This window comes from Providencia sp. PROV073 (assembly GCF_033688125.1).
Classification (GTDB): Bacteria; Pseudomonadota; Gammaproteobacteria; order Enterobacterales; family Enterobacteriaceae; genus Providencia; species Providencia hangzhouensis.
Genome location: NZ_CP096353.1, coordinates 2,888,240 through 2,913,963, shown reverse-complemented (window position 1 = coordinate 2,913,963; position 25,724 = coordinate 2,888,240). Strand labels below are relative to the sequence as shown.

Genomic DNA, 25,724 nt, shown 5'->3' with positions numbered 1-25,724 from the left:
CGTCATGGAGTAGTAAATCGCAGCTATCTAACTGATAATAAGATAATTTTATTTCAGTTGGATAGCGTTAAAATTACGAGTGTTGTATTCGAGACAACGTTATGACTGAAATAAGACAACCGCGCAAAAGCGTCAAAGCCGCTGCACGCCAAAAATTTATTGTTGGCGAACAAGCGAGTAAAAATATTGAGCAAGTGCTCAATGAATATCAAACAAATCTATTAGGCTTATCAGAGAATGAGGCGATGGACCGTCTTGTGACTGAAGGTGAAAATGAAGTTGCTCATGAAAAAGCCCCTCCAGCATGGAAGCAACTACTCACTTCTTTTAAAAATCCATTTATATTCGTACTGATTGTATTAGCTGTTGTTAGCTTTTTTACGGATTATGTTATTCCTGAACGCCAAGGCGAAGAAACAGATTTAACCGGCGTGATTATTATTGTCACAATGGTTTTATTGAGTGGTTTTTTACGTTTTTGGCAAGAGTATCGTACCAACAAGGCTGCGGAAGCATTGAAATCCTTAGTTCGTACGACGGCTACTGTATTTCGTCGTGATAATAAAACAGGGCGTTCTGTTAGAAAAGAGGTACCGATCAAATGCTTAGTACCTGGGGATATTGTGTTGTTATCCGCTGGAGATATGGTTCCTGCTGATTTAAAGCTAGTCGAATCAAGAGACTTGTTTATCAGCCAAGCCATTCTAACAGGGGAATCAATACCCGTAGAAAAATACGACACATTAGGTGATGTTTCAGCCAAAAATTTAGATCCGGTATCGCCAACTGAAAATGAACTGTTAGAAATTTCAAATATTTGTTTAATGGGAACCAATGTTACCAGCGGGACGGCGCGTGGAATTGTGGTGGCAACAGGCGGGAAAACCTATCTAGGCTCGTTGGCCAAATCTATTGTGGGGAGTCGTGCGCAAACTTCGTTTGATCGTGGTGTGAATAGCGTAAGCTGGTTATTGATTCGCTTTATGTTAGTCATGGTACCAATCGTCTTACTTATCAATGGGTTTACAAAAGGAGATTGGTTCGAAGCTACACTATTTTCACTGGCGGTTGCCGTGGGTTTAACACCGGAAATGTTACCGATGATTGTTAGCTCGAATTTAGCCAAAGGTGCAATTGCCATGTCAAAGCACAAGGTGATTGTTAAAAGGTTAAATGCTATCCAAAACTTTGGCGCAATGGATGTGCTGTGTACGGATAAAACGGGAACATTGACGCAAGATCGTATTATTTTAGAACATTATTTGGACAGCAATGGGCAAAAAAATAGTAAAATTTTGCAACTAGCTTGGCTAAACAGCTTCCACCAAAGTGGGGCTAAAAATATGATGGATCAGGCAATTATTCGTCGTGGTAGAGGGAACAGTGAAGTTGAGCAGCTAAAAGCATTCCAAAAAATTGATGAGTTACCCTTTGATTTTATTCGACGCAAATTGTCAGTGACAGTACGAACACCGAAAGGCGAAGCCCTACTTATTTGTAAAGGTGCCGCGGAGGAAATGTTAGCTGTCTGCCAAAGTTACCAACAAGATGGTGAGCTGCATTTACTTGACGACCAAGCAAGGGTAAAAATTACTGAGCTAGTGAGTGATTACAACAGACAAGGATTTCGTGTATTGTTACTTGCAACTCGTCGTTTGAATGATGCAGAAGCCAGCTTACCGCTTTCTGCTCAAGCCGAGTATCAGTTAGAGCTACAAGGCATTTTAACTTTTCTTGACCCAGCAAAAGAAAGCGCAATTTCAGCCATTGCCGCATTACGTGAAAATGGCGTTACGGTTAAGGTGTTGACGGGTGATAATGCCATTATTACCGAAAAAATCTGTCATGATGTTGGCTTAAACATCAGCGAAATCATGACGGGTTTAGAAGTTGAAGAACTGACAGACGAAGAGTTAAGCCAGAAAGTTGAGCAAGTTTCAGTTTTTTGTAAATTAACACCATTGCAAAAATCCCGTATTTTAAAGCGGTTACAAGCAAATGGACATACCGTTGGTTTTCTCGGTGATGGGATCAACGATGCGCCCGCATTACGTGATGCTGATGTAGGAATTTCAGTTGACACAGGGACGGATATTGCTAAGGAATCTGCGGATATTATCCTACTTGAAAAAGACTTAATGGTATTAGAGCAGGGGGTAATTAAAGGGCGTGAAACTTTTGGTAATATTATTAAATACTTAAATATGACCGCGAGCTCTAACTTTGGTAACGTATTTTCTGTATTAATTGCCAGTGCATTTATTCCCTTCCTACCGATGCTAGCCATTCATTTGCTCGTTCAAAATTTACTGTATGATATTTCCCAGCTTGCATTACCCTGGGATAAAATGGATAAAGAGTTTTTAAAACGTCCTCGCAAATGGGATGCGAAAAATATTGGCCGCTTTATGATTTGGATTGGGCCAACCTCATCTATCTTTGATATCACAACTTTTGCGTTAATGTGGTATGTATTCCAAGCGAATAGTGTCGCTCATGAAGCGCTGTTCCAATCAGGTTGGTTTGTTGAAGGTTTACTTTCACAGACGTTGGTTGTTCATATGTTAAGAACACAAAAAATACCGTTTATACAAAGCACTGCCGCATTACCTGTTATGTTAACAACAGGGTTAATTATGGCTCTTGGTTTATATATTCCATTTTCTTCATTTGGTGAAATGATAGGGTTACAACCGTTGCCAATAGAATATTTCCCATGGCTCGCTCTCACATTAGTCAGTTATTGTGTTGTAGCTCAACTAATGAAGCAATTTTATATTAAACGTTTTGGAACGTGGTTATAAAATAATGTTAAAAGGTGTGAGGCCAAGGGGGGCTTGCACCTTTGGGTAGCTGTATCGTATGGGTTATTTGATATTTATTGTAACTCATTAATATTCATAAAATAAAAAGAGCCATAATAATAATGGCTCTTTTTGATTACAGAATAAAAAGAATAGGGCTTATTGCAGGCCTAAAGCAGTTTTCATCTGTTTCATTGCATCAATACCCTGTTGGCAAGCTTTATCTTGCTGGTCTTTAGGTAGTGCAGCAACCTGTTTTTTACCCTCTTCCAGCTGACCTTTCATTGCGTCTAACTGAGCTTTTGCTTGCGGGTTTTCTGAAGCTTTAGCAATTAAGCTATCAACTTCAGCGAAGTAAGCGTTACAAGTTTCAGTTGCGCCAGCAACTTCACCTTTTTTCTCTTCTTCTGAACAAGCAGTGATTGTCAGTGCCAATAAACCCATACCACAAGCTAAAATCAACTTTTTCATAATCAACCTTATTAAAATTATTTATATAGCGAATTGAGTATATAAGAGATGTTTTTAATATCAAACGTGACAAATCCTAAAATAATACATCGGTTAATTAATTAAATTTCAATTTAATTGGGCTATCGTATTTTGTTTTAGCTCATTTCCGTTACATAAATTCACGGAGATAAATAAGTTGTTTTTTATCATTATGTTATAGATTTCCTTTAACTATTCTATGTTTGTCTAGAGTAATTGGTAAGTGGAAGAAAAATGGAAAGCAGATAAAAGAAGTATGAGGGCTATTAGGGTAAGGGGATAATGGTTAGTTAATTTAATAAATATATTTTTTGACGAAAATTATGTTTTAGCTACCAAGATAGAATAATACGTCATACGTGTATTCACCTATAAAAATGCCTATATAAGCCTTTTTAATATCGTTATAACGTTTTTTTATATGCGATTAAATATATTAAAAAATCGTTTATTTGTAACAAAATGTTTACGGGCGAATGATAAGTTTTCACTATGAAATATTTATAGAATTAATGGCTGTTCATTTAAGATGCAATTATAGATGTGAAAGGTGAGCTAGTTCACAAATTTAAGAATAAAACCTTTGTATAGGTACCAGTTTGATTTTTAAATTAAATTTTCTTTGTACGAAGATGAAATTATCAGGTAGAGTCTTTGTTTTTAAGCGAACTAATGAAGAAATATCGCTTAACTTATGGTTAATGATAAGTGTACAGGGTTAACGACAATTAAGTTAATTTTGTTGACGCTAACTCAAATTCATACCAAAATTGACTCACCGTAGAAATTCGCCAAAGAGCGAGAGACGGGTTAGAATGTTTTTAACAAAGGGCGATAACTTTTCTTACTGTACATTTTTAGAATGATGAGTTCTCTAAAGGTAAAGTAAGGATATATGATATGGGTTCACCATATCGCAATGCAACATAGCAGATATTATATTAATGCTATGGGCATACAATGTATGTAGCCTGACTTATCTGGTTACAATTTTATATTTAGACTTACACACAGGGCTTTACCATTATGTCTGCTTCTATTGTAAAGAAACGGCCTCTGAGTCGTTACATCAAAGATTTTAAACACAGCCAAACTCATTGTGCACACTGTCACAAAACCCTTGATCGCATCTCTTTAGTTTTCAACGATGACATCTTAAATAAAGAAGCTATCGCTGACATGACTGAATTGGTTGATGAAGGCACTTGGGGGGAGCTGCAAGATAAATTTACTGCACTTTGTCGTTTTTGTAGTGAAATTTATTGCAATAGTAATACTGATTATTTTGATATTATGTCATTTAAACAGTATTTATTCTTACAGACTGAGATGAGCCACAGTACGGTTCGTGAATATGTTGTTCGCTTACGCCGTTTAGATGAATTGTTATCTTCCTCTAATTTTTCTATGAAAGAATTTACTGCGAGTAAAGTTCAAGAAGAGTTGAGTGAAAAAATGACAGATTCTGCATTTAGTAATTACAATATTGCATTACGTAAATATGAACAATATTTATTCTGGGAATCAGAAAAGTGCAATAATTAGAATGACATATTGAAAATAAGCATTGCTATTTTCTTTGTTGTTTTTAAGTAATGGTGTCCTCGTGGACACCTTTTATGTTTTTAGCTGACAGCTCTTTGGGATAGCACTTATCTGATAGGAAGCACGACAGTTATTCTTATGAGATAAGTGTATTTTTAAATAAATATGTAATCATGTATGGCCTGGCCTTCGTAGATAACGAAGCCAGGCCTTTTACTTATTACCCAATCGTCATTAAGCTAGCATTACCACCTGCTGCAGCGGTATTGACACTCAATGAGCGTTCATGAAGTAGGCGTTCAGTCAGCAAGTTAGTTTCACCACGTTCAAAGCCTTGAACTGAAATAATTGGCCCTTTACGTTGTGCAACCACCGCGCAAACTTCTTTTAACTGATCGCTGTCACCATGATAAATAACCCCTTCGATTGGCTCTTTCGATTCTATCCAGTTTTTGGTTATCGATATGGTTTTTCTCACTTTTTCAGGTAGTGACTTAAACAGCTTCTGATGGAGCTCACTATCTGGCCATAACACCTGACAACCCGCAGAAAGTACAGCTGTTAGCTGGGTTAAGCAATCTTGTTCATTATCGCTAAGGCATAAAATCAAACCACGCGGGCGCAAGGTATAGGTATTTCTTTCTCCTGTTGGGCCCGGTAATACACGGGTGGTTCCTGTTTGACTATGGCGTGTAAATAGCTCAATCACGGAAGGCGAAATAACCGAGTTTTGTTTTTCAGACCATTGTGTAAGTGCTTCAAATGGTTCAAGTAAAACAGTTTTAGCACTGGCATCCATGGGTAAATGGCTATCTTGTCGCTCTAAGGTATTTGAAACTGCGTTATCTGGACGTTCGCTTAATAAACGGTAAAGGTATAATGGCCCACCTGCTTTAGGCCCAGTTCCAGATAAACCTTCACCACCAAAAGGTTGCACCCCAACAACGGCACCAACCATATTGCGGTTTACGTACAGATTGCCAACTTTAGCTTTTGAAACAACTTGGTTGATAGTTTCATCGATACGAGTGTGAACACCAAGTGTCAGTCCATAACCGGCTGCATTAATTTGTTCAACAAGTGCTTCTAACTCATCTCGTTTAAAACGTACAACGTGCAGAACAGGACCAAAGATCTCTTTTTTCAGCTCACTAACATCATCAAGTTCTATTAATGTTGGCTTAACATAGGTTCCTTCCTGTTGCTCTTGCTGATCATCATGGTTCTCAAATGCTGCTTGGAAGACCGATTTCCCTTTGCTGCGCATTTTTTGAATATGTTGATCGATATTCTCTTTTGCTTCATGGTCAATCACAGGGCCTATATCGGTTGATAAATGCTCAGGGTTCCCCATACGGCACTCTTCCATTGCGCCTTTTAACATACGAATCGTTCTATCTGCGACATCCTCTTGGATACATAAAATGCGCAGTGCCGAACAACGTTGGCCCGCGCTATCAAAAGCAGATGCGACGACATCAGTGACAACCTGTTCTGTGAGTGCAGAAGAATCAACTATCATTGCATTTAATCCGCCAGTTTCTGCAATCAGCGGGGTAGGCCGGCCTTGTGCATCTAAGCGCCCTGCAATATTACGTTGAAGTAACCCTGCGACTTCTGTTGACCCTGTAAACATGACCCCGCGAACACGAGTATCACCAACGAGTTGAGCGCCGATGGTTTCACCTTTACCCGGTAAAAATTGCAGTACATCGCGTGGAATACCCGCTTGATGTAAAATAGACACCGCGATAGCGCCGATTAATGGTGTTTGTTCAGCTGGTTTCGCGAGTACGGTGTTACCTGCTGCGAGAGCCGCAGCAATTTGGCCTGAAAATATTGCTAACGGGAAGTTCCACGGACTAATACAGACCACAGGCCCTAAAGGACGGTGTGTGTTGTTATCAAAATCATTCTTGACTTGGGTTGCATAGTAATTAAGAAAATCTACCGCTTCCCTAACTTCCGCAATCGCATTGTTGTAAGTTTTACCTGCTTCACGCACTAAAATATCTAACAGTGGCTGTAACTGTTGCTCCATGAGGTCAGCGGCTCGTAATAAGATGGCCGCTCGTTCAGAAGGAGGCGTTGCGAACCAGATAGTACCCGCATCGTTAGCGGTATTTAATGCATGTTCAGCTTCTTGTTCTGTTGTTTCACGAACGTGGCCGACAATATCTTTGTGGCAGGCAGGGTTAATAATTGGTGTCGCATCGGGCAATGCTTGCGAAGCTTGGAAGTCGCCCCCTAACAGTGGTTCTGCCATTTTTTGCTGCATAGCCGCACTCAGTAGGGCACTTGATAGCGAAGCCAGTCGATGCTCGTTTGATAGGTCAAGCCCCATCGAATTCACACGCTCTTGGCCATATAAATCACGTGGTAACGGAATTTTTGGATGCGGTAAGCCAATTTGTCCTTCAGTTTTAGACAGTTCTAAAACATCTTTAACTGGGTCGGCAACTAATTCATCTAGAGGAATAGTGGCATCAGCGATACGGTTTACAAATGAAGTATTTGCGCCATTTTCTAACAATCGACGCACCAAGTAGGCAAGTAGCGTCTCGTGAGTACCGACTGGTGCATAAATACGGCAAGGGCGGTTTAGCTTGCCATCAGCAACCTTACCAACCACTTGTTCATAAAGCGGCTCACCCATTCCATGTAGGCATTGGAATTCGTATTGACCAGGGTAGTAGTTTTTACCTGCAATTTGGTAGATAGCAGAGAGAGTATGTGCATTATGTGTTGCAAATTGTGGGTAAATTAAATTGGGAACCGACAACAGTTTTCGTGCACAGGCAATATAAGAAACGTCAGTATACACCTTACGCGTATAAACAGGATAACCTTCTAGCCCATCCATTTGTGCGCGCTTGATTTCACTGTCCCAATAAGCACCTTTTACTAGGCGGATCATTAAGCGACGTTGGCTGCGTTCAGCTAAATTTATGATTGAGTCAATCACAAATGGGCAGCGTTTTTGATAGGCCTGAATTACAAAGCCAATCCCATTCCAACCCGCGAGTTGTGGCTCAAAACAGAGTTTTTCTAGCAAATCTAAAGAGATTTCTAAGCGGTCGGCTTCTTCTGCGTCAATATTAATCCCTACATCGTATTGGTGCGCTTGTAATACGAGGGATAATAGGCGTGGATAAAGTTCTTCCATCACGCGAGAGTATTGTGCGCGACTATAACGTGGATGTAATGCAGATAGCTTAATTGAAATACCAGGGCCTTCATAAATGCCGCGGCCATTTGATGCTTTACCAATCGCGTGGATAGCTTGTTGGTAAGACACCATGTAATCTTGTGCATCTTTTTCCGTTAATGCGGCTTCGCCCAGCATGTCGTAGGAATAGCGGAAGCCTTTATCTTCGAGCTTTCGCGCGTTAGCGAGTGCTTGGGAGATAGTTTCGCCAGTAACAAATTGCTCTCCCATAAGGCGCATCGCCATATCAACACCTTTACGCACCAGTGGTTCACCACTTTTACTAATGATGCGATTAAGTGAGGTTGAGAGTTTAGCTTCATTATGCGTAGAAACTAATTTCCCCGTAAATAGCAGACCCCAAGTTGCAGCATTAACAAACATTGAGCTACTTTGGCCGAGGTGTGATTGCCAATTTCCATTGCTGATCTTGTCACGAATAAGAGCATCACGAGTTGCTTTATCAGGAATACGTAATAAGGCCTCTGCGAGACACATTAATGCGACACCTTCCTGAGATGAAAGTGAAAACTCTTGAAGTAGGCCTTGAACTAAACCCGACCGGCCGATGCCATTTTTTTGATTACGCAGTTTTTCAGCGATTGAATAAGCTAATTTATGAGCAGCTTCAGCTTGTTCTGTAGGGAGCTGTGCTTGTTGTAACAACATTGGTACGGCTTGTGTTTCAGGAATTCGGTAAGCAGAAGTAATTGCAGAGCGTTTTACAGATTGTGGTAAAATGTGCTCTGCGAAATCTAAGAATGGTTGATAGTTAGATTCAACGGTGGTGTCTTCATCAGAAGTTTGATTTTCTTTTACATCGATACCCGGTGCGAGCTCTGGAAAGGCTTGGCCATTATCGAGTTGTTCTAGGTAATTATAAATAGCTTGTTTGATAAGCCAGTGTGATGTGCGGTCAAGACGCTGAGCGGCATTTTTAATGCGTTCACGAGTTGCTTCATCAAGTCTCACACCCATAGTTGTTGTGCTACTCATCTTAATTCCTCTAGGTCACGAGTCATTTTAATCAAAAAGTTACACCACATTATCTTAATGTTGCAACTTTGTGCAACATTGTTAAGCGTGATTTCTGAAGAAAATGTGAAACATATCGGGTTTTTTAAGTTTTAATATTTTCAAGTAAATCATTTTTGATTTATTTATTATATTTTACATGTAGTTATATTTATTTTGTTTTAGGTGGAATAGTTAAACATTCGATTGTGAATTTAAGTTTAAATTTTAACATTTGTGATATGGATTCTATTTATGCAATAAAAAATAGTTAATTTCTTGTTAATTTAATACGACTCTGTCTAGGATGGGGCAGCTAAGATATTAAGTTAGTGCAACACAAACAATCACAACCTATTTGGTGTTCGCACAGATAAATTAAATATGTGCAATAAAGTGCAACACTATGAAGTTACAAGTTATCAACGGAAACTTATAAAGATAACTAACAATTTTAAAGCTACTCAATGGAGAAAACAGGATGACTGTAAGCACTCCGATGATCATTATGTTCGTCGTATACATTACTGGCATGTTATTAATTGGCTATATGGCCTATCGCTCAACGAAAAACTTTGACGATTATATTCTGGGTGGAAGAAGTTTAGGCAGTGTTGTAACTGCATTGTCTGCTGGTGCTTCAGATATGAGCGGTTGGTTACTCATGGGGTTGCCAGGTGCGATTTTCTTGGCCGGGATTTCTGAAAGTTGGATTGCTATCGGTTTGAGTCTCGGTGCATATCTTAACTGGTTATTTGTTGCTGGGCGTTTACGTGTCCAAACAGAAAAAAATAATAATGCGTTAACATTGCCAGACTACTTTACTAGCCGTTTTGAAGATAACAGTAAGATTTTACGTATAATTTCTGCTGTTGTGATTTTAGTTTTCTTTACGATTTATTGTGCATCAGGTGTGGTCGCTGGTGGTTTGTTATTTGAAAGCACATTTAATATGAGTTATGAGAAAGCGATGTGGTTAGGGGCATTAGCGACTATTGCTTACACCTTTTTAGGTGGCTTTTTAGCCGTAAGTTGGACCGATACTGTTCAAGCTTCATTAATGATCTTCGCATTGATTCTTACACCTATTGTTGTAATCCTTTCTTTAGGGGGAATAGATACCTCTATTGAAGTGATCAAGGCTAAGAATCCTGAATATCTTGATATGTTTAAAGACATGAATATCATCGCAATTCTGTCATTATTAGGTTGGGGATTAGGCTATTTTGGTCAACCCCATATCTTAGCGCGTTTTATGGCGGCGGACTCTGCTCGTACTATTCGTTCTGCTCGACGTATTAGTATGACATGGATGGTGTTATGTTTAGGCGGAACGATTGCGGTCGGTTTCTTTGGTATCGCTTATTTTGAAAATAACCCGGCTTTAGCGGGTTCGGTAATGCAAAATAATGAGCGTATATTCATGGAACTAACGGGAATTTTGTTTAATCCATGGATCGCCGGTATTTTATTGTCAGCTATATTAGCAGCGGTAATGAGTACGCTAAGTTGCCAATTACTAGTTTGTGCGAGTGCGCTAACGGAAGATTTATATAAGCCTTTTATCCGTAAAAGTGCCAGCCAAAAAGAGTTAGTTTGGGTAGGGCGTTTTATGGTGTTATTGGTCGCTGCAATTGCCATTTACATTGCTCGTGACCCAAATAATAAAGTTTTGGCTTTAGTGAGTAATGCATGGGCGGGCTTTGGCGCTGCATTTGGTCCTGTTGTTTTAATTTCTGTAATGTGGAAACGAATGACGCGTACAGGTGCACTTGCAGGAATGATAGTCGGTGCTGTGACAGTATTAGTTTGGATAAAATACAAATGGTTTGATTTGTATGAAATCATCCCAGGTTTCTTATTAGCAACAATCGCTATTGTTGTTGTGAGTTTAATGACTAAAGCACCAAGTGCAGCAGCTCAAGCTCGTTTTGATGAGGCTGAGGCAGAATATAAAGCAAGCTAATCGAGCAAGTTTATAAACGAAAAAGGCCGAGTAACGATACTGTTATTCGGCCTTTTTGCTATTTATTATTCATCATTATTGGTTCTTTCTGCGCTTAGCGAACTGGTAACCAATGAATAGTAAAATAAACCAAACTGGTGTGGCAATTAAGGCTTGTCTTGTATCGTGCTGGAATGCCAATAGCACGACCATAAAAGCGAAAAAAGCGAGGCTTAACCATGACATCACAATTCCAGCAGGCATTTTGTAATGAGATGCTTTGTGCATTTCAGGGCGTTTTTTACGGAAATTTAAATAGCTATATAAAATCATGCTCCAAATAAACATAAAGAGAATAGCAGATACGGTGGTGACTAGCGTAAATGCATGCATAATATCAGGAATAAAATAGATCAGAACAATACCAAAGCTGAGGCAGATACAAGTAAAAATTAGCCCAGTAGCCGGCACGGCTTTTTTCGATAATTGGCTGAACTGCTTTGGCGCATCCCCTTCTTTTGAAAGCCCAAAAAGCATTCGACTGGTGGAAAATACACCACTATTTGCGGAAGAGGCTGCGGAAGTTAGCACCACAAAGTTAACAATGCTTGCCGCTGCGGGTAGGCTTATCAAGACAAACATCTCTACAAATGGGCTTTTATCGGCCAATATGGTTCGCCAAGGTGTAACAGCCATAATGACAATTAAAGATAGGACATAAAATGCAATAATCCGGATAGGGATCGCGTTGATAGCTTTTGGCAAAGATTTTTCTGGATCGCGTGTTTCTGCTGCTGCCGTACCCACCAATTCAATTCCCACAAACGCAAAAATAGCAATTTGAAAGCCAGCAAAGAAACCACTGATCCCCATAGGGAACATTCCGCCATCATTCCAAATGTTACTTAAAGATGCCGTGTGACCCGTAGGGGATTGGAAATTCATGGCAATTAATGTGCCACCTACTGCAATGAGAGCCACAATGGCAACAATTTTTATCATGGCGAACCAAAATTCGAGCTCACCGAAAAGCCTGACAGAAACTAGGTTAAGCGTTAATAAGGTGACCACGCAAATAAATGAGGTTACCCATTCAGGAAAATCAGGTACCCAAAAGCTCACATAGGATGTAATGGCAATGATATCGGCAATACCGGTGATAACCCAGCAGAACCAGTACGTCCAACCGACAAAAAAACCTGCCCATGGACCGATAAGGTCAGCAGAAAAATCACTGAATGATTTGTAGTTCAGATTAGAAAGTAGCAGTTCACCCATTGCGCGCATCACAAAAAATAGCACAAAACCAATTATCATATACACAAAGATAATCGATGGGCCTGCGAGTGAAATGGTTTTGCCAGACCCCATAAATAAGCCTGTTCCAATTGCTCCACCAATCGCAATAAGTTGTATATGCCGGTTACTAAGGCTGCGTTTTAGCTGATTACGATCAGCATTGGGTTGTGTTGATAGTGAATTTGCATTTTCTTCCATACTAAAGATGTCCGTAGTGGTTTGTGATAATTAGCCACAGTCTTTTTTTTAATTTTGTGGTTATGTTTGCGTGAAATATTGTGACACAAATCTCAATTAGAGTAAGGAAAAGTTATCTTGTTAGGAGCGAAGTGATGTTTATTCAAGCATTAGTTTTCTTAAATTTTACATTCGCAACTTAAAATTAACTTAGGTAATAAAAATAGCAGAATCATATTGACTGTAGCAATTGTTAGGCGTTAAATATTTTGTATCGGGTTGTTAGCTCAGTTGGCAGAGTAGGTGACTCTTAATCACTCGGTCGTGGGTTCGATCCCCACACAACCCACCAAAATTTTCAATGAGTTATGGGCATGCTGCGGAACCTATACTGACTGTATGGGACGTATTTGGGACGCAGCCATTGACAACAGTATCAATTTGTTTGGCGTGTTCGGTTATTAAGTTTGATACATTACATCCGTTCTCATTGTTTATATCAATAATATATTTGATATTTAGAGACTATGCTATCATATCCATCATAAAGCTATTCTTTCAATTTATTAGATCTAAATACTGGTTCAATAAACCAATGAATAATTGAGTTTGATGCTAGTAAAAGTGCAATTGTAATTGTAGATAGAGTAAATGCTATGATTAATAATAAATTTAGTTCTATATCTAAAAAACTTAATGTTTGTAATATTACAAAACAAATAATTGGATGGATTAAATAAACACCTAAAGCATTATTTGATATTTTTGCATATTTTTGAGTTGATAAAGCAAAGTAAATAATAATCGAACCCAGCATTAGGCTTATTACAAAATCGAAAATATAGATAATGAATGAGTTGAGAATTAAATTAGTCTTAATTGCACCGAAAATTATCTCATAAAAATCGTTTCGATAATTAAGAAAGGTAATCGCTAAAAATGCTATACAAAAAATAGTGATAATAGGCTTTTTCCTTAACGAAAATATATTTTGATTATGAATAAAATAAGCAATGACAAAAAATGGGAAATATAAAATAATTGAAAAAAAGCTAGAAATCGGCATTAGGTAAGTCTTTGCTATAAATGATATTATTAGCGATGTGATTAAGATTGCAGATAGGTTAAATTTGTTTGATTTAAAGCTCTTTGGTAATAATAAAAAAGCAGCTTGCCATATAGGTGTTGCTAAAAAGAACCAAACCCCGTACTGAGGAGAAAACAAGTATTTTTTTAAAGTTAACTCACCGGTGAAGTAAAGTGGAACCATGTCGATTGTTTGAAACGTAAAATAAATTATAAGGGCAGGAAGAAGGTGAGATTTTAACTCTTTCCATGTTGTATTTTTTGTTATAAATGCGACTATAAATACAAACATAGGAATTAATGTTAAGTCAAAAATAGTAATAAGCAACGAATATTTGCTTTTATCAACTAAATTTAAATAAAAATTAAAAACAATTAATGAACTTAATATTAATTTTAGCGTTGGCCAATATGGTTGGCCAACGTTTTTTATATTCAAGATTAAGTGATTTTTTTTCATATATATGCCCTATATAAAAATTAATTTATTGTACCTCATTGGGGTTGTAATTTAAAAGAAATTATTTTAGTAATTACGAAATGAGAGATAATAAGTCTAATATTGATTAGTCTTTTTCCGTTAATATTTTATTCTTATTGTAAGAGGGAACATGATTTAGGAATTGAATATAAGTTTATTGCACAATTTTGTATCACTTAATGGCAAGATAAAAATCACAAACTTTTAGGTCTAAGAACTAAAAAATGAGAGATAACTGAAAGCAGAGTTATTTTTGATTGGGTAAAGTATGATTTGATTGAAATTTAACCAGTTAGGGGAGGGATGTTTGAAATAGAACGCAGTTGTTCTTTAGCACGTGAAATGTACAGGGAAAACGATTGAATAGCAGAGGATGAGAAGCTAGGGAGCTAAATTTAACTCAAGTCTCTGCTATTACATAAGAATCTAATGATACTTTTTAGTATCAGCAAAAAATAAATCAAGAATTCTAGGGCTATTTCAGTGATAACTTTATTATATAGTCCTTGGATGATGATTAGCTTATATTGTTATCAAATATTTTTTGAGTCACTGTAATTGAAGGCTCGACGCCCAATATGTATAAGGCTTGTTCTAAAAGGTCAATTTTAGATGTGTAATGAATATCCAGTAAGCGTTCTATCTGTTGTGCATTGATATTCAATCTGCGAGCGAGATCGACGCGTTGCATTGCAGAGTTGAGAATGGCGTTATGCAAGGCAATTTTTAAGCAACAGATTATGGGTAAATAAACCGTAAATGCTTCACCATTTTTTTGTTGTGTTGCTAATGGAATTGGTTTTCTGAGTTCGATATGTTCTGCAAAAGAGGCTAGCAAAATTTCTTGGGCTTCTAATTCAACATCTTCTCTACAATAGCTAACTCCTTGAAGGTCAGGAAAATCACTAAAATTGATTTCATATACGTTTTCTTCCTCAATAAATTCTATTGTTGCCTGATAATTGAACATATTTTTCCTTCAAATTATATTTCAGAGTGCTCAGTGTTGCACTGGAGCATGAGGAAAACAAGTTTATCAATTAACTTATGTGGCCATTTCTTTCTTCATTTTTGTATCTATTGATCCTACATGTTGTTATGAGGTGGTTGTTAGTACAATTAATGTGATTTTCCTAACATAAATTCAGCAATGTGAGAATCGCTTTATTCGGAAATTATTGAGAAACAAAGAAAACAAGTGTGAAGTTTGTCGCAAATTGAGAAATATTTTTTTCCATAAAAATCCTAATAAATTAGCTTCTTTTATAAGCAAATGTCTCACTGAATTATTTTAACTAAAAGTTATTTATTTTTTAATCTTTCATTATCTGATTAAGCAATTTTACTTAAGGTAACTTGATGGTTAGGGGGTTTTGTTAAAATAAAAGTATATAGTAATCATTTGTTATTATAACATTGAGTTATTAAAATTATTATGTTTACGTGAAAATGGCTAAAAATGATAAGTACGAAGACAATTAATAATACCTTTAGTGCTTTTTATTTTGAGCACTAACTGAATATTTTAAAAATGATATAAAAAATATTTGGAAAATAGAATGTTCTTAATTGAAACCTACATTTTTTGCTCTTAACACAAAAGTGATAGGTTAGCGTAGGTTGATCTTTTTATTAAAAAAAATGAATTTTTTGCCATTTTACATAAAAAATAAATATTAATTAACCCCAAAAAACTACTTTAATGAATTAATAACAAAATGATCACTTGAAATAATAAATATGCAAAAATATCTTACAAAAATATTTAAGCTGAATAAACTTTCATTATTGGTAATCGACGTAAATTTTATTAGTTTTATTAATATTACGGGGTGATGATACTTATTTTATAGTTTAATGATTCTAATGAAAATGGAAGTGAATACTTAATATGTATGACAATATAATGGTTGTTTATATGATAACTGCGATTGAATAATTTTGAACGATGGCTGTAATATATATCAAACTTATTGAAAATTAATGATTAAATTTTATTCCAATAATGCCGATAAAGCCTTAATACAGTAATGTATAACTCAGTTTCTTAATACTAAAAATTGATTTGGATCAATATATTGTTTTTGATGTTATGCTTGGTTTATTAGGCTTAATAATCACATGTAAAGAGTGATTGGTTTGATTAAAATCCTGGCATTTTGCTTAGGTTGACTCAAAATGTTGTGGATATTTAGGATAAGGTAATAGAAGATAAAGAAATAATGAAGATTATTTAATGAATTAATGGGTAATCACCCTATTGATACAAAAAGAAACATAAGTACCTTGAATAGTTAATTTAGTGGTGCATAATAATTGGCGACTAATAATGACATCAGCAATTTCTGATTTTTATGGAAACCGCTAATTTTTTAGTCATTCTTTATTGTTGTAGGTATTCAGGAAATATATTTAATTTAAGTTTGGAAGCTTGTGTATTTGTACTCCAAATTGGGTATTTTTAATGGATAACATGGGGAAATTAATGGAATTACATTTACCCAATTTAATTAATTTTTTAATTTAATAATTTGAATACACAATACTTTTAAATTCATATTTGTTCTTTTTGCACACAGATCGCACAGATGTTGATAATATTCGGAAAGGAAAAAAAATGAGCTCGACGACAGATTTTCTGAAGCATATATACGATATTAACCTCTCATATTTGCTATTAGCCCAAAAACTCATCTCTCAAGAGAAAGCCTCTGCGATGTTTCGTCTAGGTATCTCTGATGCAATGGCAACTACTTTAGCAGACCTTACACTCCCTCAATTAGTCAAATTAGCAGAGACAAACCAGCTAATCTGCCAGTTTAGATTTGATAATAGTGAAACAATTGAAAAACTAACTCGTGATTCAAGAGTTGATGAATTACAACAAATTCATACAGGTATCTTACTTTCGACCCGATTATTGCAAACGCATAATGAGGGCGACACTGAAATAGCGAGAAAAAGATGAGTACCGCAGCTGAAAAAAGTATAGTCCAAGAAGCGAATGACATTCGACTAGCCATGGAATTGATCTCTTTGGGCGCTCGCCTTCAAATGTTAGAAAGTGAAACGCAAATCAGTCGCGGTCGTTTAGTTCGTTTATACAAAGAGCTAAGAGGTAGCCCTCCACCGAAAGGGATGTTACCTTTTTCTACAGATTGGTTTATGACATGGGAACAGAATATTCATTCATCCATGTTCTATAATGCTTATCAATTTTTACTGAAAAGCGGCCAATGTCGTGGTGTTGACGCTATATTAAAAGCCTATAGGTTATACCTTGAACAGTGTATTCCAGAACCTGGCGAAGAACCTTTGTTGGCTTTAACACGTGCTTGGACGCTAGTCCGTTTTGTGGAAAGTGGCATGTTACAAAGTTCACAATGTAGTTGTTGCCATGGCTCTTTTATTACTTACGCACATATTCCTGAAAATAGCTTCACTTGTAGTTTATGCCAACCGCCATCACGCGCAATAAAAAAACGTAAACTTTCCGAACATCTAGCCGATATTACGGTATATCGACAGGATGGCATTACTAAAGCGGTAATGTAATTGGATTGATTTGGTTAGCAGGCAAAATTTTTTGCCTGTCACTCCTAATATTCCCTTTGACTGCCATCTGTTAACCAACGGAGTGAAAGGGAATATTGTGTTAATACTCATCGGGTATATCATTGTTACAGTTGCGGTTATTGGCGGATATATAATGGTCGGCGGCCATTTAGGTGCGCTTTATCAACCCGCTGAATTTGTCATTATTTTAGGGGCAGGTTTAGGTGCTTTTGTTGTTGGTAACAGTGGCAAATCCATCGTCGCCTTGTGCAAAGTATTACCAAAACTCTTTCGTCGTTCCTCTTACAATAAAACAATGTCAATGGATTTAATGGCATTGTTATTTCAATTACTTAATAAATCGCGCCAACAAGGGTTACTTGCACTTGAGAAAGATATTGACAATCCAAGTGAAAGTGAAATTTTCTCCCAATATCCCCGTATTTTAAAAGATGAGTCCACCATGATGTTCATTGTGGACTATTTACGTCTGATGGTGAGTAGTAACTTACAAAGTCATGAAATTGAAGCATTAATGGATGAAGAATTAGAAACTTTTCGTCAAGAAAATGAAGTACCTGCTTCGGGGCTAAACATGGTCGGTGACTCTATGCCTGCATTTGGGATTGTTGCGGCCGTTTTGGGTGTCGTGAATGCCTTGGGCTCAGCAGACCGTCCCGCAGGTGAACTTGGTGCTTTAATTGCTCATGCAATGGTTGGTACATTTCTAGGTATTTTAGTGGCTTATGGCTTTATTTTGCCTTTAGCTGCTCTGATTAGGTTGCGCAGTAGTGAGCAATTGAAAATGATGGAGTGTATTAAAGTGACTTTCCTCTCTGCATTGCAAGGGTATGCTCCTCAAATTGCGGTTGAATTTGGCCGCAAGGTGTTATTCAGCGCAGATAGACCTTCATTTGTTGAACTTGAAGATAAAGTTCGAGAAGTGAAAGTAGGTGCTCGCTCACAAGAAACAACTGAGGAGTAACAAACGAATGGCAGCCAATACACCTCATGTTATTCGGGTTAAAAAGCGCAGTTCACATCATCAAAACGGACACGGCGGTTCATGGAAAATTGCTTATGCCGATTTTATGACGGCGATGATGGCGTTTTTTTTAGTGATGTGGCTGATCTCAATTTCAAGTCCTCAAGAATTAACTCAAATTGCTGAGTATTTCCGTACTCCCTTGAGTACAGCTATCAACCCGGGAAGTAAAAGTGGAGATGCCACAAACCCTATTCCTGGTGGAGGTAAAGACCCGATTTTCCGTGATGGGGATGTGATGCCAGAGCCCAATAATATTATTGATGGAAATGCAAACTATCGTTTTGAAAAATTAAAAGAGTCCCTTGAGCAGGCTATTTTAAAAGACCCCCGTTTGAATGAATTAAAGCCACATTTATTGATTGATATGATTAATGATGGGCTACGCATTCAAATTGTTGATAGTGAAAATCGCCCAATGTTTAAAGTCGGTTCGGCAACGGTTGAACCGTATATGCGCGATATTTTGCGTGCAATAGCACCACTTCTTAATGATGTTCCTAATCGAATTAGTATCTCCGGTCATACTGATGATCTCGCTTATGCCAACGGCGCCAATTACAGCAACTGGGAGCTTTCATCAGATCGCGCAAATGCTTCGCGACGTGAATTGATTCGCGGTGGAATGGATGAAAATAAAGTATTACGCGTGGTTGGGATGGCTTCAGCCATTCATTTAGACAAAGAAGATGGTTTTGCCCCGATCAACCGCCGGATAAGTATCATTGTGTTAAATGATGAAGAAACCAAACAAATTCTCCGCGAATACGATGGCGCGAAGCCGATCAATGATGTGCTGAATAAACCGCAAAAGCCCATGCCAGAAACAGCTGTGGGTGTTGTCGCTGCGGTGAAAATACCGTGATGAATTGCTGTTATTTGAATTTATTACATAACTTGTTTAGTTGTCAGCCGGGGGTTCCGGCAGTCAGCGTTAAGTGAAACTTAAGCGAAATTGGATAAAAACCATGGATATTACCGAGTTTTATCAAACATTTTTCGATGAGGCCGATGAGTTGCTCAGGGATATGGAACAACATTTACTTGAGCTTGATCCTTTTGACCCGGATAGCGAGCAGCTAAATGCCATCTTCCGCAGTGCCCACTCAATCAAAGGAGGGGCTGCAACCTTTGGTTTCACTCAGTTGCAGAATACAACTCATACATTGGAAAACCTTTTAGATAAGGCGCGTCATGATGAGTTAACCCTCACGCCTGACATAATTGATGTTTTTCTTGATGCTAAGGATGTCATGGCATCACAGTTAGATGCCTATAAAAATGACTCTTTACCGGATGAAGATGCCTTTAAGCGTATTTGTGAGGTACTTAGCCGGGTTGAAAATAGAGCAGAAGAGGTCGCTGAGACAGCTACTGCGATAGCTGAAACTAAAGTTGAAGATGCGGTTGTTGAAGACACACCCGCGGAGCAAGGTGAATATTCACACTACTTTATGATCTCGTTAAATCAGCTTAAAGAAAATGAAGTTGATTTATTGGCAGATGAGCTCAGTTTATTTGGGCATTTATATCATACTGAAAAAACAGCAAATAGTTTACAAGCATGGGTAGGAACTAATACGGATATTGATGATATTAGTGGGGTGCTATGTTTTGTGGTGGATGAATCGCAAATTAGCCATGAAGTAATTTCTTTTGCCGATTGCCTCGCTTTTTCAAAGGAAGAAACGTTATTAAATGACGATAAAGTTGCAGTAAATGAATCCACAGAGCCTCAAGTAGATACTCCGCAAAGCTCGGCAAAACCTGCTGCACCCACCACGGCTAAAAAAACGGCAATCGCTAAACCGAAAGGGGATTCGAGCAGCATTCGTGTGGCTGTAGAGAAAGTTGACCAGTTGATTAACTTAGTGGGTGAGCTGGTGATTATTCAATCAATGTTGACCCAACATAGTCAACATGTCGATCAGAACGAATACAGTGATTTGTTAAGCTCAATCGTACAGTTGGAGCGTAATTCCCGCGCTTTGCAAGAATCCGTCATGTCAATTCGCATGATGCCAATGGACTACGTATTTAGCCGCTTCCCGCGCATGGTACGCGATATCGCTTCCAAATTAGGTAAAAAAATCGAACTGAAAGTAGAAGGAAGTTCGACTGAACTCGATAAAAGCTTGATTGAGCGCATTGTTGATCCCCTAAATCACCTTGTTCGTAATAGCCTCGACCATGGGATTGAAAAGCCAGAAGTTCGTGTGGCAAATGGTAAGCCGGAAGCCGGAACACTGACCTTAGCGGCAGCACATCAAAGTGGCAACATTTGTATTGAAGTGCGTGATGACGGCGCAGGGCTAAATCGTGAACGTATTTTGGCAAAAGCGAAGTCACAAGGCATGAATGTGCATGATGGGATGAGCAATGATGAAGTTGCGATGCTGATTATGGCACCGGGTTTTTCAACAGCAGAGGTGGTGACGGACGTTTCGGGACGCGGTGTTGGAATGGATGTGGTTAAACGAAATATCCAAGACATGGGCGGTCGTATTCAAATCGGTTTTACCGAAGGTAAAGGTACCATTATCCGCATTTTATTACCGCTCACTTTAGCCATTTTGGATGGTATGTCTGTGAAAGTAGCGGAAGATGTTTTTATCGTTCCATTGAGTGCCATTATCAGTACCTTGCAGCCTCGGCAAGAGGATATTTATCGCTTAGCGGGAGAAGAAAAAATGCTGCTTGTGCGAGGGGAATATTTGCCACTTGTTGAATTACACCAAGTATTTTCCATCGAAGAAGCCGAGCGAAATTTAGATAACAGTATTGTGCTGATTATTCAAAATGCAGGCCACCGTTTTGCGTTGTTAGTTGACAAGCTCGTCGGGCAACAGCAAGTGGTGGTGAAAAACATTGAAAGTAATTATCGCAAAATCCCTGGTATTTCCGCAGCAACGATTATGGGCGATGGCTCTGTTGCATTGATTTTAGATGTGGCTGAGCTGCAAAAAATGAATAACAGCATTTTGATTAAAAAGAAACAGCAGGTTTCTCAACCTGTCGTGCACTAAATAGAGGCCATATACCATGTCTATGTTAGATGATGATTTAAATAAACACGAAGAAGAAAAAAACGGCGAAGGCTACCTCATTTTTACCTTGGGTGAAGAAGAGTATGGCATTGAAATCTTAAAAGTGCAGGAAATTCGTGGCTATGAACAAGTGACTCGTATCGCGAATACCCCTGATTTTATCAAAGGTGTGACTAATTTACGTGGAGTCATCATTCCAATTATTGATTTACGGGTGAAGTTTTCCCATGAAAACGTAGTGTATAACGATAACACGGTCGTTATTGTGGTGAATTTAAAAGATCGCGTTGTCGGTATTGTCGTCGATGGGGTTTCGGATGTGCTGGTCTTGAATGAAGAGCAAATTGCGCCACCACCTGATTTTGCGGTGACATTATCGACCCAATATCTGACAGGGCTCGGAACATTAAATGACCGTATGTTGATTTTAGTCGATATCGAAAAATTATTAACTAGCGATGAAATGGCGCTGATTGACAGCATGGCTGAGTAATTCTCAGCCCCAATGATTGTTCAAATAATAATAAGTCATTAACTAAAGTTTTTGGTTGGATGACCGATATCCAAAATACAACAAAATTATGTTAGTAAAATGTCATGTACAGTCGAATTAAAATCGTATCGGGACTTTTGTCCGTCATTTTTATCTTTATTTTGCTGCAACTGGTATCCAGTGGGTTGATGTTTACCAAACTGGGCGATAACAGCGACAGCATTAGTTATTTGAATTCCTTACAACGCCAAAGACAAGTATTAACAGAAAGTTGGGTTAATTTGTTACAAGCCCGGGCGAACTTAAACCGCTCTATCAATGCCTATTTGCTCGAAGGTCGTAAAATTCAAGACGATGCAACGACAGAAGACTTGATTAAAGCCGCTAAACGTAACTTTAAATCAGCGGATGACGCTTACGCACGTTATAACAAGCTGATGCAAAGTTCAGATTATGATAAAGCCAAATTTGAAAAGCTGTTTAGTACCTATGAAACCTATCGTGATGCGTTAATCAAGCTAAGTGAATTCGCTGAAAAGGGTGACCTTGAAGGTTTTTATGCACACAGAACCTCAGGGCACCAAGTGAAATTTGAAGAGCAATTTAACGCTTATTTTGCGGATATATCTGCTGATTTCCAGGCCGAAGTCGTCAATGCAGATAATAACTATCGCCAATCATTATACATGTTGGTGACGTTATCTATCTTACTCGCTTTGATTGGTTTCTTCAGTTATCGCTATGTTCGTAAAGGTATTATCGAGCCACTCGGTATCTTAATTGAACGTATTAAAGTCTTTGCTTCAGGGGATTTAACACCGAATGTGACAACAATTGCCAAGAATGAAATTGGTGAATTGGCCAATGGTGTTCAACACATGCAACAAGAGCTGATTAATACGGTTCGAGGTGTGCTAGATGGTAGCGAAACTATTTACCAAGGTACAACCGAAATTGCAGCAGGTAACAATGACTTGTCAGCACGAACTGAGCAACAAGTCGCTTGCTTAGAAGAAACTTCAGCCAGTATGAGTGAACTGACTGCCACTGTTAAACAAAATACCGAATACGCTCACCAAGCGAGTGAATTTGCAAACCAAGCGTCAGTGATAGCAAAAGAAGGCGGCAAAGTGGTATCCAATGTCGTTAGCACCATGCTGAATATTGCGGATAGCTCACAGAAAATCTCTGATATTACTGCAGTTATCGATAGCATCGCTTTTCAAACTAACATCTTAGCGCTTAATGCGGCAGTTGAAGCGGCAAGGGCAGGTGAGCATGGTCGCGGTTTTGCCGTTGTTGCTGATGAAGTGCGTAATTTGGCACAGCGCAGCGCTGATGCCGCTAAAGAGATTAAAACGTTAATTGAAGATTCGGTGTCAAGAACTGGGACAGGCGCTCGCCAAGCTGAAGATGCAGGCGAAACAATGACCAAGATTGTTGAATCTGTTACACGTGTTACTGACATTATGACGCATATTGCGACCGCATCAGACGAGCAAAGCAAAGGAATTGCACAAGTCAGTATTGCTGTCGCTGAAATGGACAAAGTTACGCAGCAAAATGCGTCGCTGGTTGAGCAATCCGCGGTTGCAGCCAATGTATTGGAAGAGCAAGTGGCAAAACTGTCGCAACTGATTTCTATCTTCCGTTTACCACCATTAAAACAAAGTGAAATACGCAATATTCAGCCGGCAGCAAGAACGGTTTCAAATATCGTTAAAACACCGGATCTGACAAAACTATCATCGAAAGAACATAAAGATGATGACAATTGGGAAACTTTCTAAAGGTTAAGCTCAGTTTCGCGCTGCAAAGCTACGGTTTTGCAGCGTTCCTGCGCATTAGAAAACAAGGCAATGTTTCAGAGGTTCAGTTCTCTTAGCTGGCACAAGTGGGGATTTCTATGTTTGGTAAAAATATCCGGATTTCGGTGAGTTTATATCTTCTTCTCATTTTATTTTGTGGGATGCAGATTGTGTCTAGCGGGGTTTCTGTTGGGATTGTTGTAAGCGAATTAAAATCCTTAGAGCGCATTGATTTGGGGTCTGATAAGCGTTCGATGCTTGAAGAAACCAATAAACACCTAATGCAAGCACGCAATAGCCTAACGCAAATTGCATTGCTGCATAAAGTCGGTGGTAATGAACCATTGATTGAAGAAACAAGAGTGACTTTTGACAAATTACTCGCAGAAGCTGAGAAAGACTACACTATGTTTAAAAACCAGCCTCTTTTAAGTGAGAAAGAAAATCTTGCGGCTTTAGAGGCTCGGTATCAAGCATTTGTCTTAACACTCAAAGCATTAAAAACACATTTAGATAATAACGATATTGCAGCTTATATTGAACTTCCTGCTCAAGAAAACCAGGATCAGTTGGAGCAAGTTGTTGAGGAATACCTTGAATTACTGAATGCTGAAAGCGACGAATCTCTTGCGGTAGCAAGAATGTATAACACCTTCGCTTGGAGTTCATTTTGCTCAGTGATCGTCATTATCATCGCGGTTATTGCATTTGCTCATTATTGGATGAAACGTAAAGTAATTAACCCACTGAAGAGTATGGGAGAGCACTTTGCATTAGTGGCTGATGGCAAACTCAATCAGAAAATTGAAGTGACGACCCGTGATGAAATCGGTGAGGTATTTGGCAAGCTAAAGGATATGCAGGAGTCTTTAGTGACTTCAGTGACCGCCTTGCGTTCAAATACTGACCAAATGTATACCGGTATTCGTGAAATTGCTTTAGGTAATAATAACTTATCTTCACGTACTGAGCAGCAAGCGGCATCACTCGAAGAAACTGCGGCTAGTATGGAAGAGTTGACAGCAACCGTTAAGCAAAATGCGGATAACGCACGTCAAGCCAGTGAACTTGCTGTTAGTGCATCGAAAACCGCAACGAAAGGTGGAGAGATCACCGAAGACGTGATTGACACCATGACTTCCATTTCTAATAGCTCACAAAAAATCAGTGCCATTATTAGTGTGATTGATGGGATTGCTTTCCAAACCAATATCTTAGCATTGAATGCTGCCGTTGAAGCCGCTCGAGCCGGTGAGCAGGGTCGCGGATTTTCTGTGGTTGCTGGTGAAGTTAGAGCGCTAGCTCAGCGCAGTGCGGAAGCGGCAAAAGAAATTAAAACCTTGATTGATGAGTCTGTCGGTAGAGTGAGCCAAGGTTCTCAGCTTGTTAATGAAGCGGGGGAAACTATGAGTGAGTTAGTTGCAGCTGTTAACCAAGTTACTGAATTAATGGGTAACATTGCTTCTGCTTCCAATGAACAAAGCCGTGGTATTGAGCAAGTCGCCACAGCGGTAAGCCAAATGGATTTAGTGACACAACAAAATGCGGCATTAGTGGAACAATCGACCAGTGCGACGGCGGCGTTAGAAGACCAAGCAAACAACTTAGTTGATACGGTTGCATTCTTTGAATTACCCGAAAGTCATTTAAATCGTAATCGGCGTTAAGTGTTGTGAAAATTCGTTTCTGAATTTTCGGTGGATAACCGTAACAGGTTATTTTTCC

General features: G+C 38.5%; 16 protein-coding genes and 1 tRNA gene. 12 read left to right on the top strand and 5 right to left on the bottom strand.

Annotated elements, in window-relative coordinates; genetic code table 11:
* Nucleotides 1-101: 101 nt before the first annotated feature.
* Nucleotides 102-2,804: a magnesium-translocating P-type ATPase gene (gene mgtA, locus M1F17_RS13280; protein ID WP_110591504.1), complete on the top strand. Its 2,703-nt coding sequence runs from the start codon at nucleotides 102-104 to the stop codon at nucleotides 2,802-2,804.
* 159 nt (nucleotides 2,805-2,963) lie between these two features.
* Here mgtA and M1F17_RS13275 read toward each other — a convergent pair whose 3' ends face one another.
* A complete protein-coding gene (locus tag M1F17_RS13275) occupies nucleotides 2,964-3,275 on the bottom strand; it encodes a DUF5339 domain-containing protein (protein ID WP_004255760.1) in 312 nt (103 codons plus the stop codon).
* 1,047 nt (nucleotides 3,276-4,322) lie between these two features.
* On the opposite strand from M1F17_RS13275, the gene fliZ reads away from it, so the two are divergent.
* Nucleotides 4,323-4,841 (top strand): flagella biosynthesis regulatory protein FliZ, encoded by a 519-nt coding sequence (gene fliZ / locus M1F17_RS13270; protein WP_004255757.1) that lies wholly within the window; start codon nucleotides 4,323-4,325, stop codon nucleotides 4,839-4,841.
* Between the two features lie 220 nt (nucleotides 4,842-5,061).
* Here fliZ and putA read toward each other — a convergent pair whose 3' ends face one another.
* Nucleotides 5,062-9,045: a trifunctional transcriptional regulator/proline dehydrogenase/L-glutamate gamma-semialdehyde dehydrogenase gene (putA, locus tag M1F17_RS13265; RefSeq protein WP_094961157.1), complete on the bottom strand. Its 3,984-nt coding sequence runs from the start codon at nucleotides 9,043-9,045 to the stop codon at nucleotides 5,062-5,064.
* Between the two features lie 499 nt (nucleotides 9,046-9,544).
* Here putA and putP point away from each other — a divergent pair, with 499 nt between their 5' ends.
* Nucleotides 9,545-11,029 (top strand): sodium/proline symporter PutP, encoded by a 1,485-nt coding sequence (gene putP, locus M1F17_RS13260; protein WP_004255751.1) that lies wholly within the window; start codon nucleotides 9,545-9,547, stop codon nucleotides 11,027-11,029.
* 75 nt (nucleotides 11,030-11,104) lie between these two features.
* On the opposite strand, the gene cycA is transcribed toward putP, so the two are convergent.
* Nucleotides 11,105-12,505, bottom strand: a complete 1,401-nt coding sequence (gene cycA / locus M1F17_RS13255) for a D-serine/D-alanine/glycine transporter (protein WP_096864671.1) — start codon at nucleotides 12,503-12,505, stop codon at nucleotides 11,105-11,107.
* A 255-nt stretch (nucleotides 12,506-12,760) separates the two neighbouring features.
* Between cycA and M1F17_RS13250 the strand changes: the two genes are divergently transcribed.
* Nucleotides 12,761-12,836, top strand: a tRNA-Lys gene (locus M1F17_RS13250).
* Nucleotides 12,837-13,034: 198 nt separating this feature from the next.
* On the opposite strand, the gene M1F17_RS13245 is transcribed toward M1F17_RS13250, so the two are convergent.
* The gene (locus M1F17_RS13245) at nucleotides 13,035-14,030 is read right to left on the bottom strand and encodes an acetyltransferase (RefSeq protein ID WP_318837013.1); all 996 of its coding nucleotides are present in this window, start codon (nucleotides 14,028-14,030) and stop codon (nucleotides 13,035-13,037) included.
* A 538-nt stretch (nucleotides 14,031-14,568) separates the two neighbouring features.
* Entirely contained in the window at nucleotides 14,569-15,021 is a 453-nt protein-coding gene (locus M1F17_RS13240) for a hypothetical protein (protein WP_094961159.1), read from the bottom strand.
* Nucleotides 15,022-16,668: 1,647 nt separating this feature from the next.
* Between M1F17_RS13240 and flhD the strand changes: the two genes are divergently transcribed.
* The 8 genes from flhD to M1F17_RS13200 all read left to right on the top strand — a co-directional run bounded on the left by flhD (nucleotide 16,669) and on the right by M1F17_RS13200 (nucleotide 25,666).
* Nucleotides 16,669-17,019: a flagellar transcriptional regulator FlhD gene (gene flhD / locus M1F17_RS13235; RefSeq protein ID WP_036957860.1), complete on the top strand. Its 351-nt coding sequence runs from the start codon at nucleotides 16,669-16,671 to the stop codon at nucleotides 17,017-17,019.
* A complete protein-coding gene (gene flhC, locus M1F17_RS13230) occupies nucleotides 17,016-17,606 on the top strand; it encodes a flagellar transcriptional regulator FlhC (protein ID WP_004255732.1) in 591 nt (196 codons plus the stop codon). Before flhD ends, flhC begins: the two co-directional genes overlap by 4 nt.
* Nucleotides 17,607-17,703: 97 nt before the next feature.
* The gene (gene motA / locus M1F17_RS13225; protein WP_036957858.1) at nucleotides 17,704-18,591 is read left to right on the top strand and encodes a flagellar motor stator protein MotA; all 888 of its coding nucleotides are present in this window, start codon (nucleotides 17,704-17,706) and stop codon (nucleotides 18,589-18,591) included.
* A gap of 7 nt (nucleotides 18,592-18,598) precedes the next feature.
* Nucleotides 18,599-19,516: a flagellar motor protein MotB gene (gene motB, locus M1F17_RS13220; protein ID WP_144141258.1), complete on the top strand. Its 918-nt coding sequence runs from the start codon at nucleotides 18,599-18,601 to the stop codon at nucleotides 19,514-19,516.
* 103 nt (nucleotides 19,517-19,619) lie between these two features.
* On the top strand, nucleotides 19,620-21,677 hold the full coding sequence (gene cheA, locus M1F17_RS13215; RefSeq protein ID WP_144141260.1) for a chemotaxis protein CheA: 2,058 nt from the start codon (nucleotides 19,620-19,622) through the stop codon (nucleotides 21,675-21,677).
* Between the two features lie 16 nt (nucleotides 21,678-21,693).
* Entirely contained in the window at nucleotides 21,694-22,191 is a 498-nt protein-coding gene (gene cheW, locus M1F17_RS13210) for a chemotaxis protein CheW (protein WP_004909833.1), read from the top strand.
* A gap of 104 nt (nucleotides 22,192-22,295) precedes the next feature.
* A complete protein-coding gene (locus M1F17_RS13205) occupies nucleotides 22,296-23,981 on the top strand; it encodes a methyl-accepting chemotaxis protein (RefSeq protein WP_096864706.1) in 1,686 nt (561 codons plus the stop codon).
* Between the two features lie 116 nt (nucleotides 23,982-24,097).
* Nucleotides 24,098-25,666, top strand: a complete 1,569-nt coding sequence (locus tag M1F17_RS13200; protein ID WP_094961162.1) for a methyl-accepting chemotaxis protein — start codon at nucleotides 24,098-24,100, stop codon at nucleotides 25,664-25,666.
* The last annotated feature ends 58 nt before the right edge of the window (nucleotides 25,667-25,724 follow it).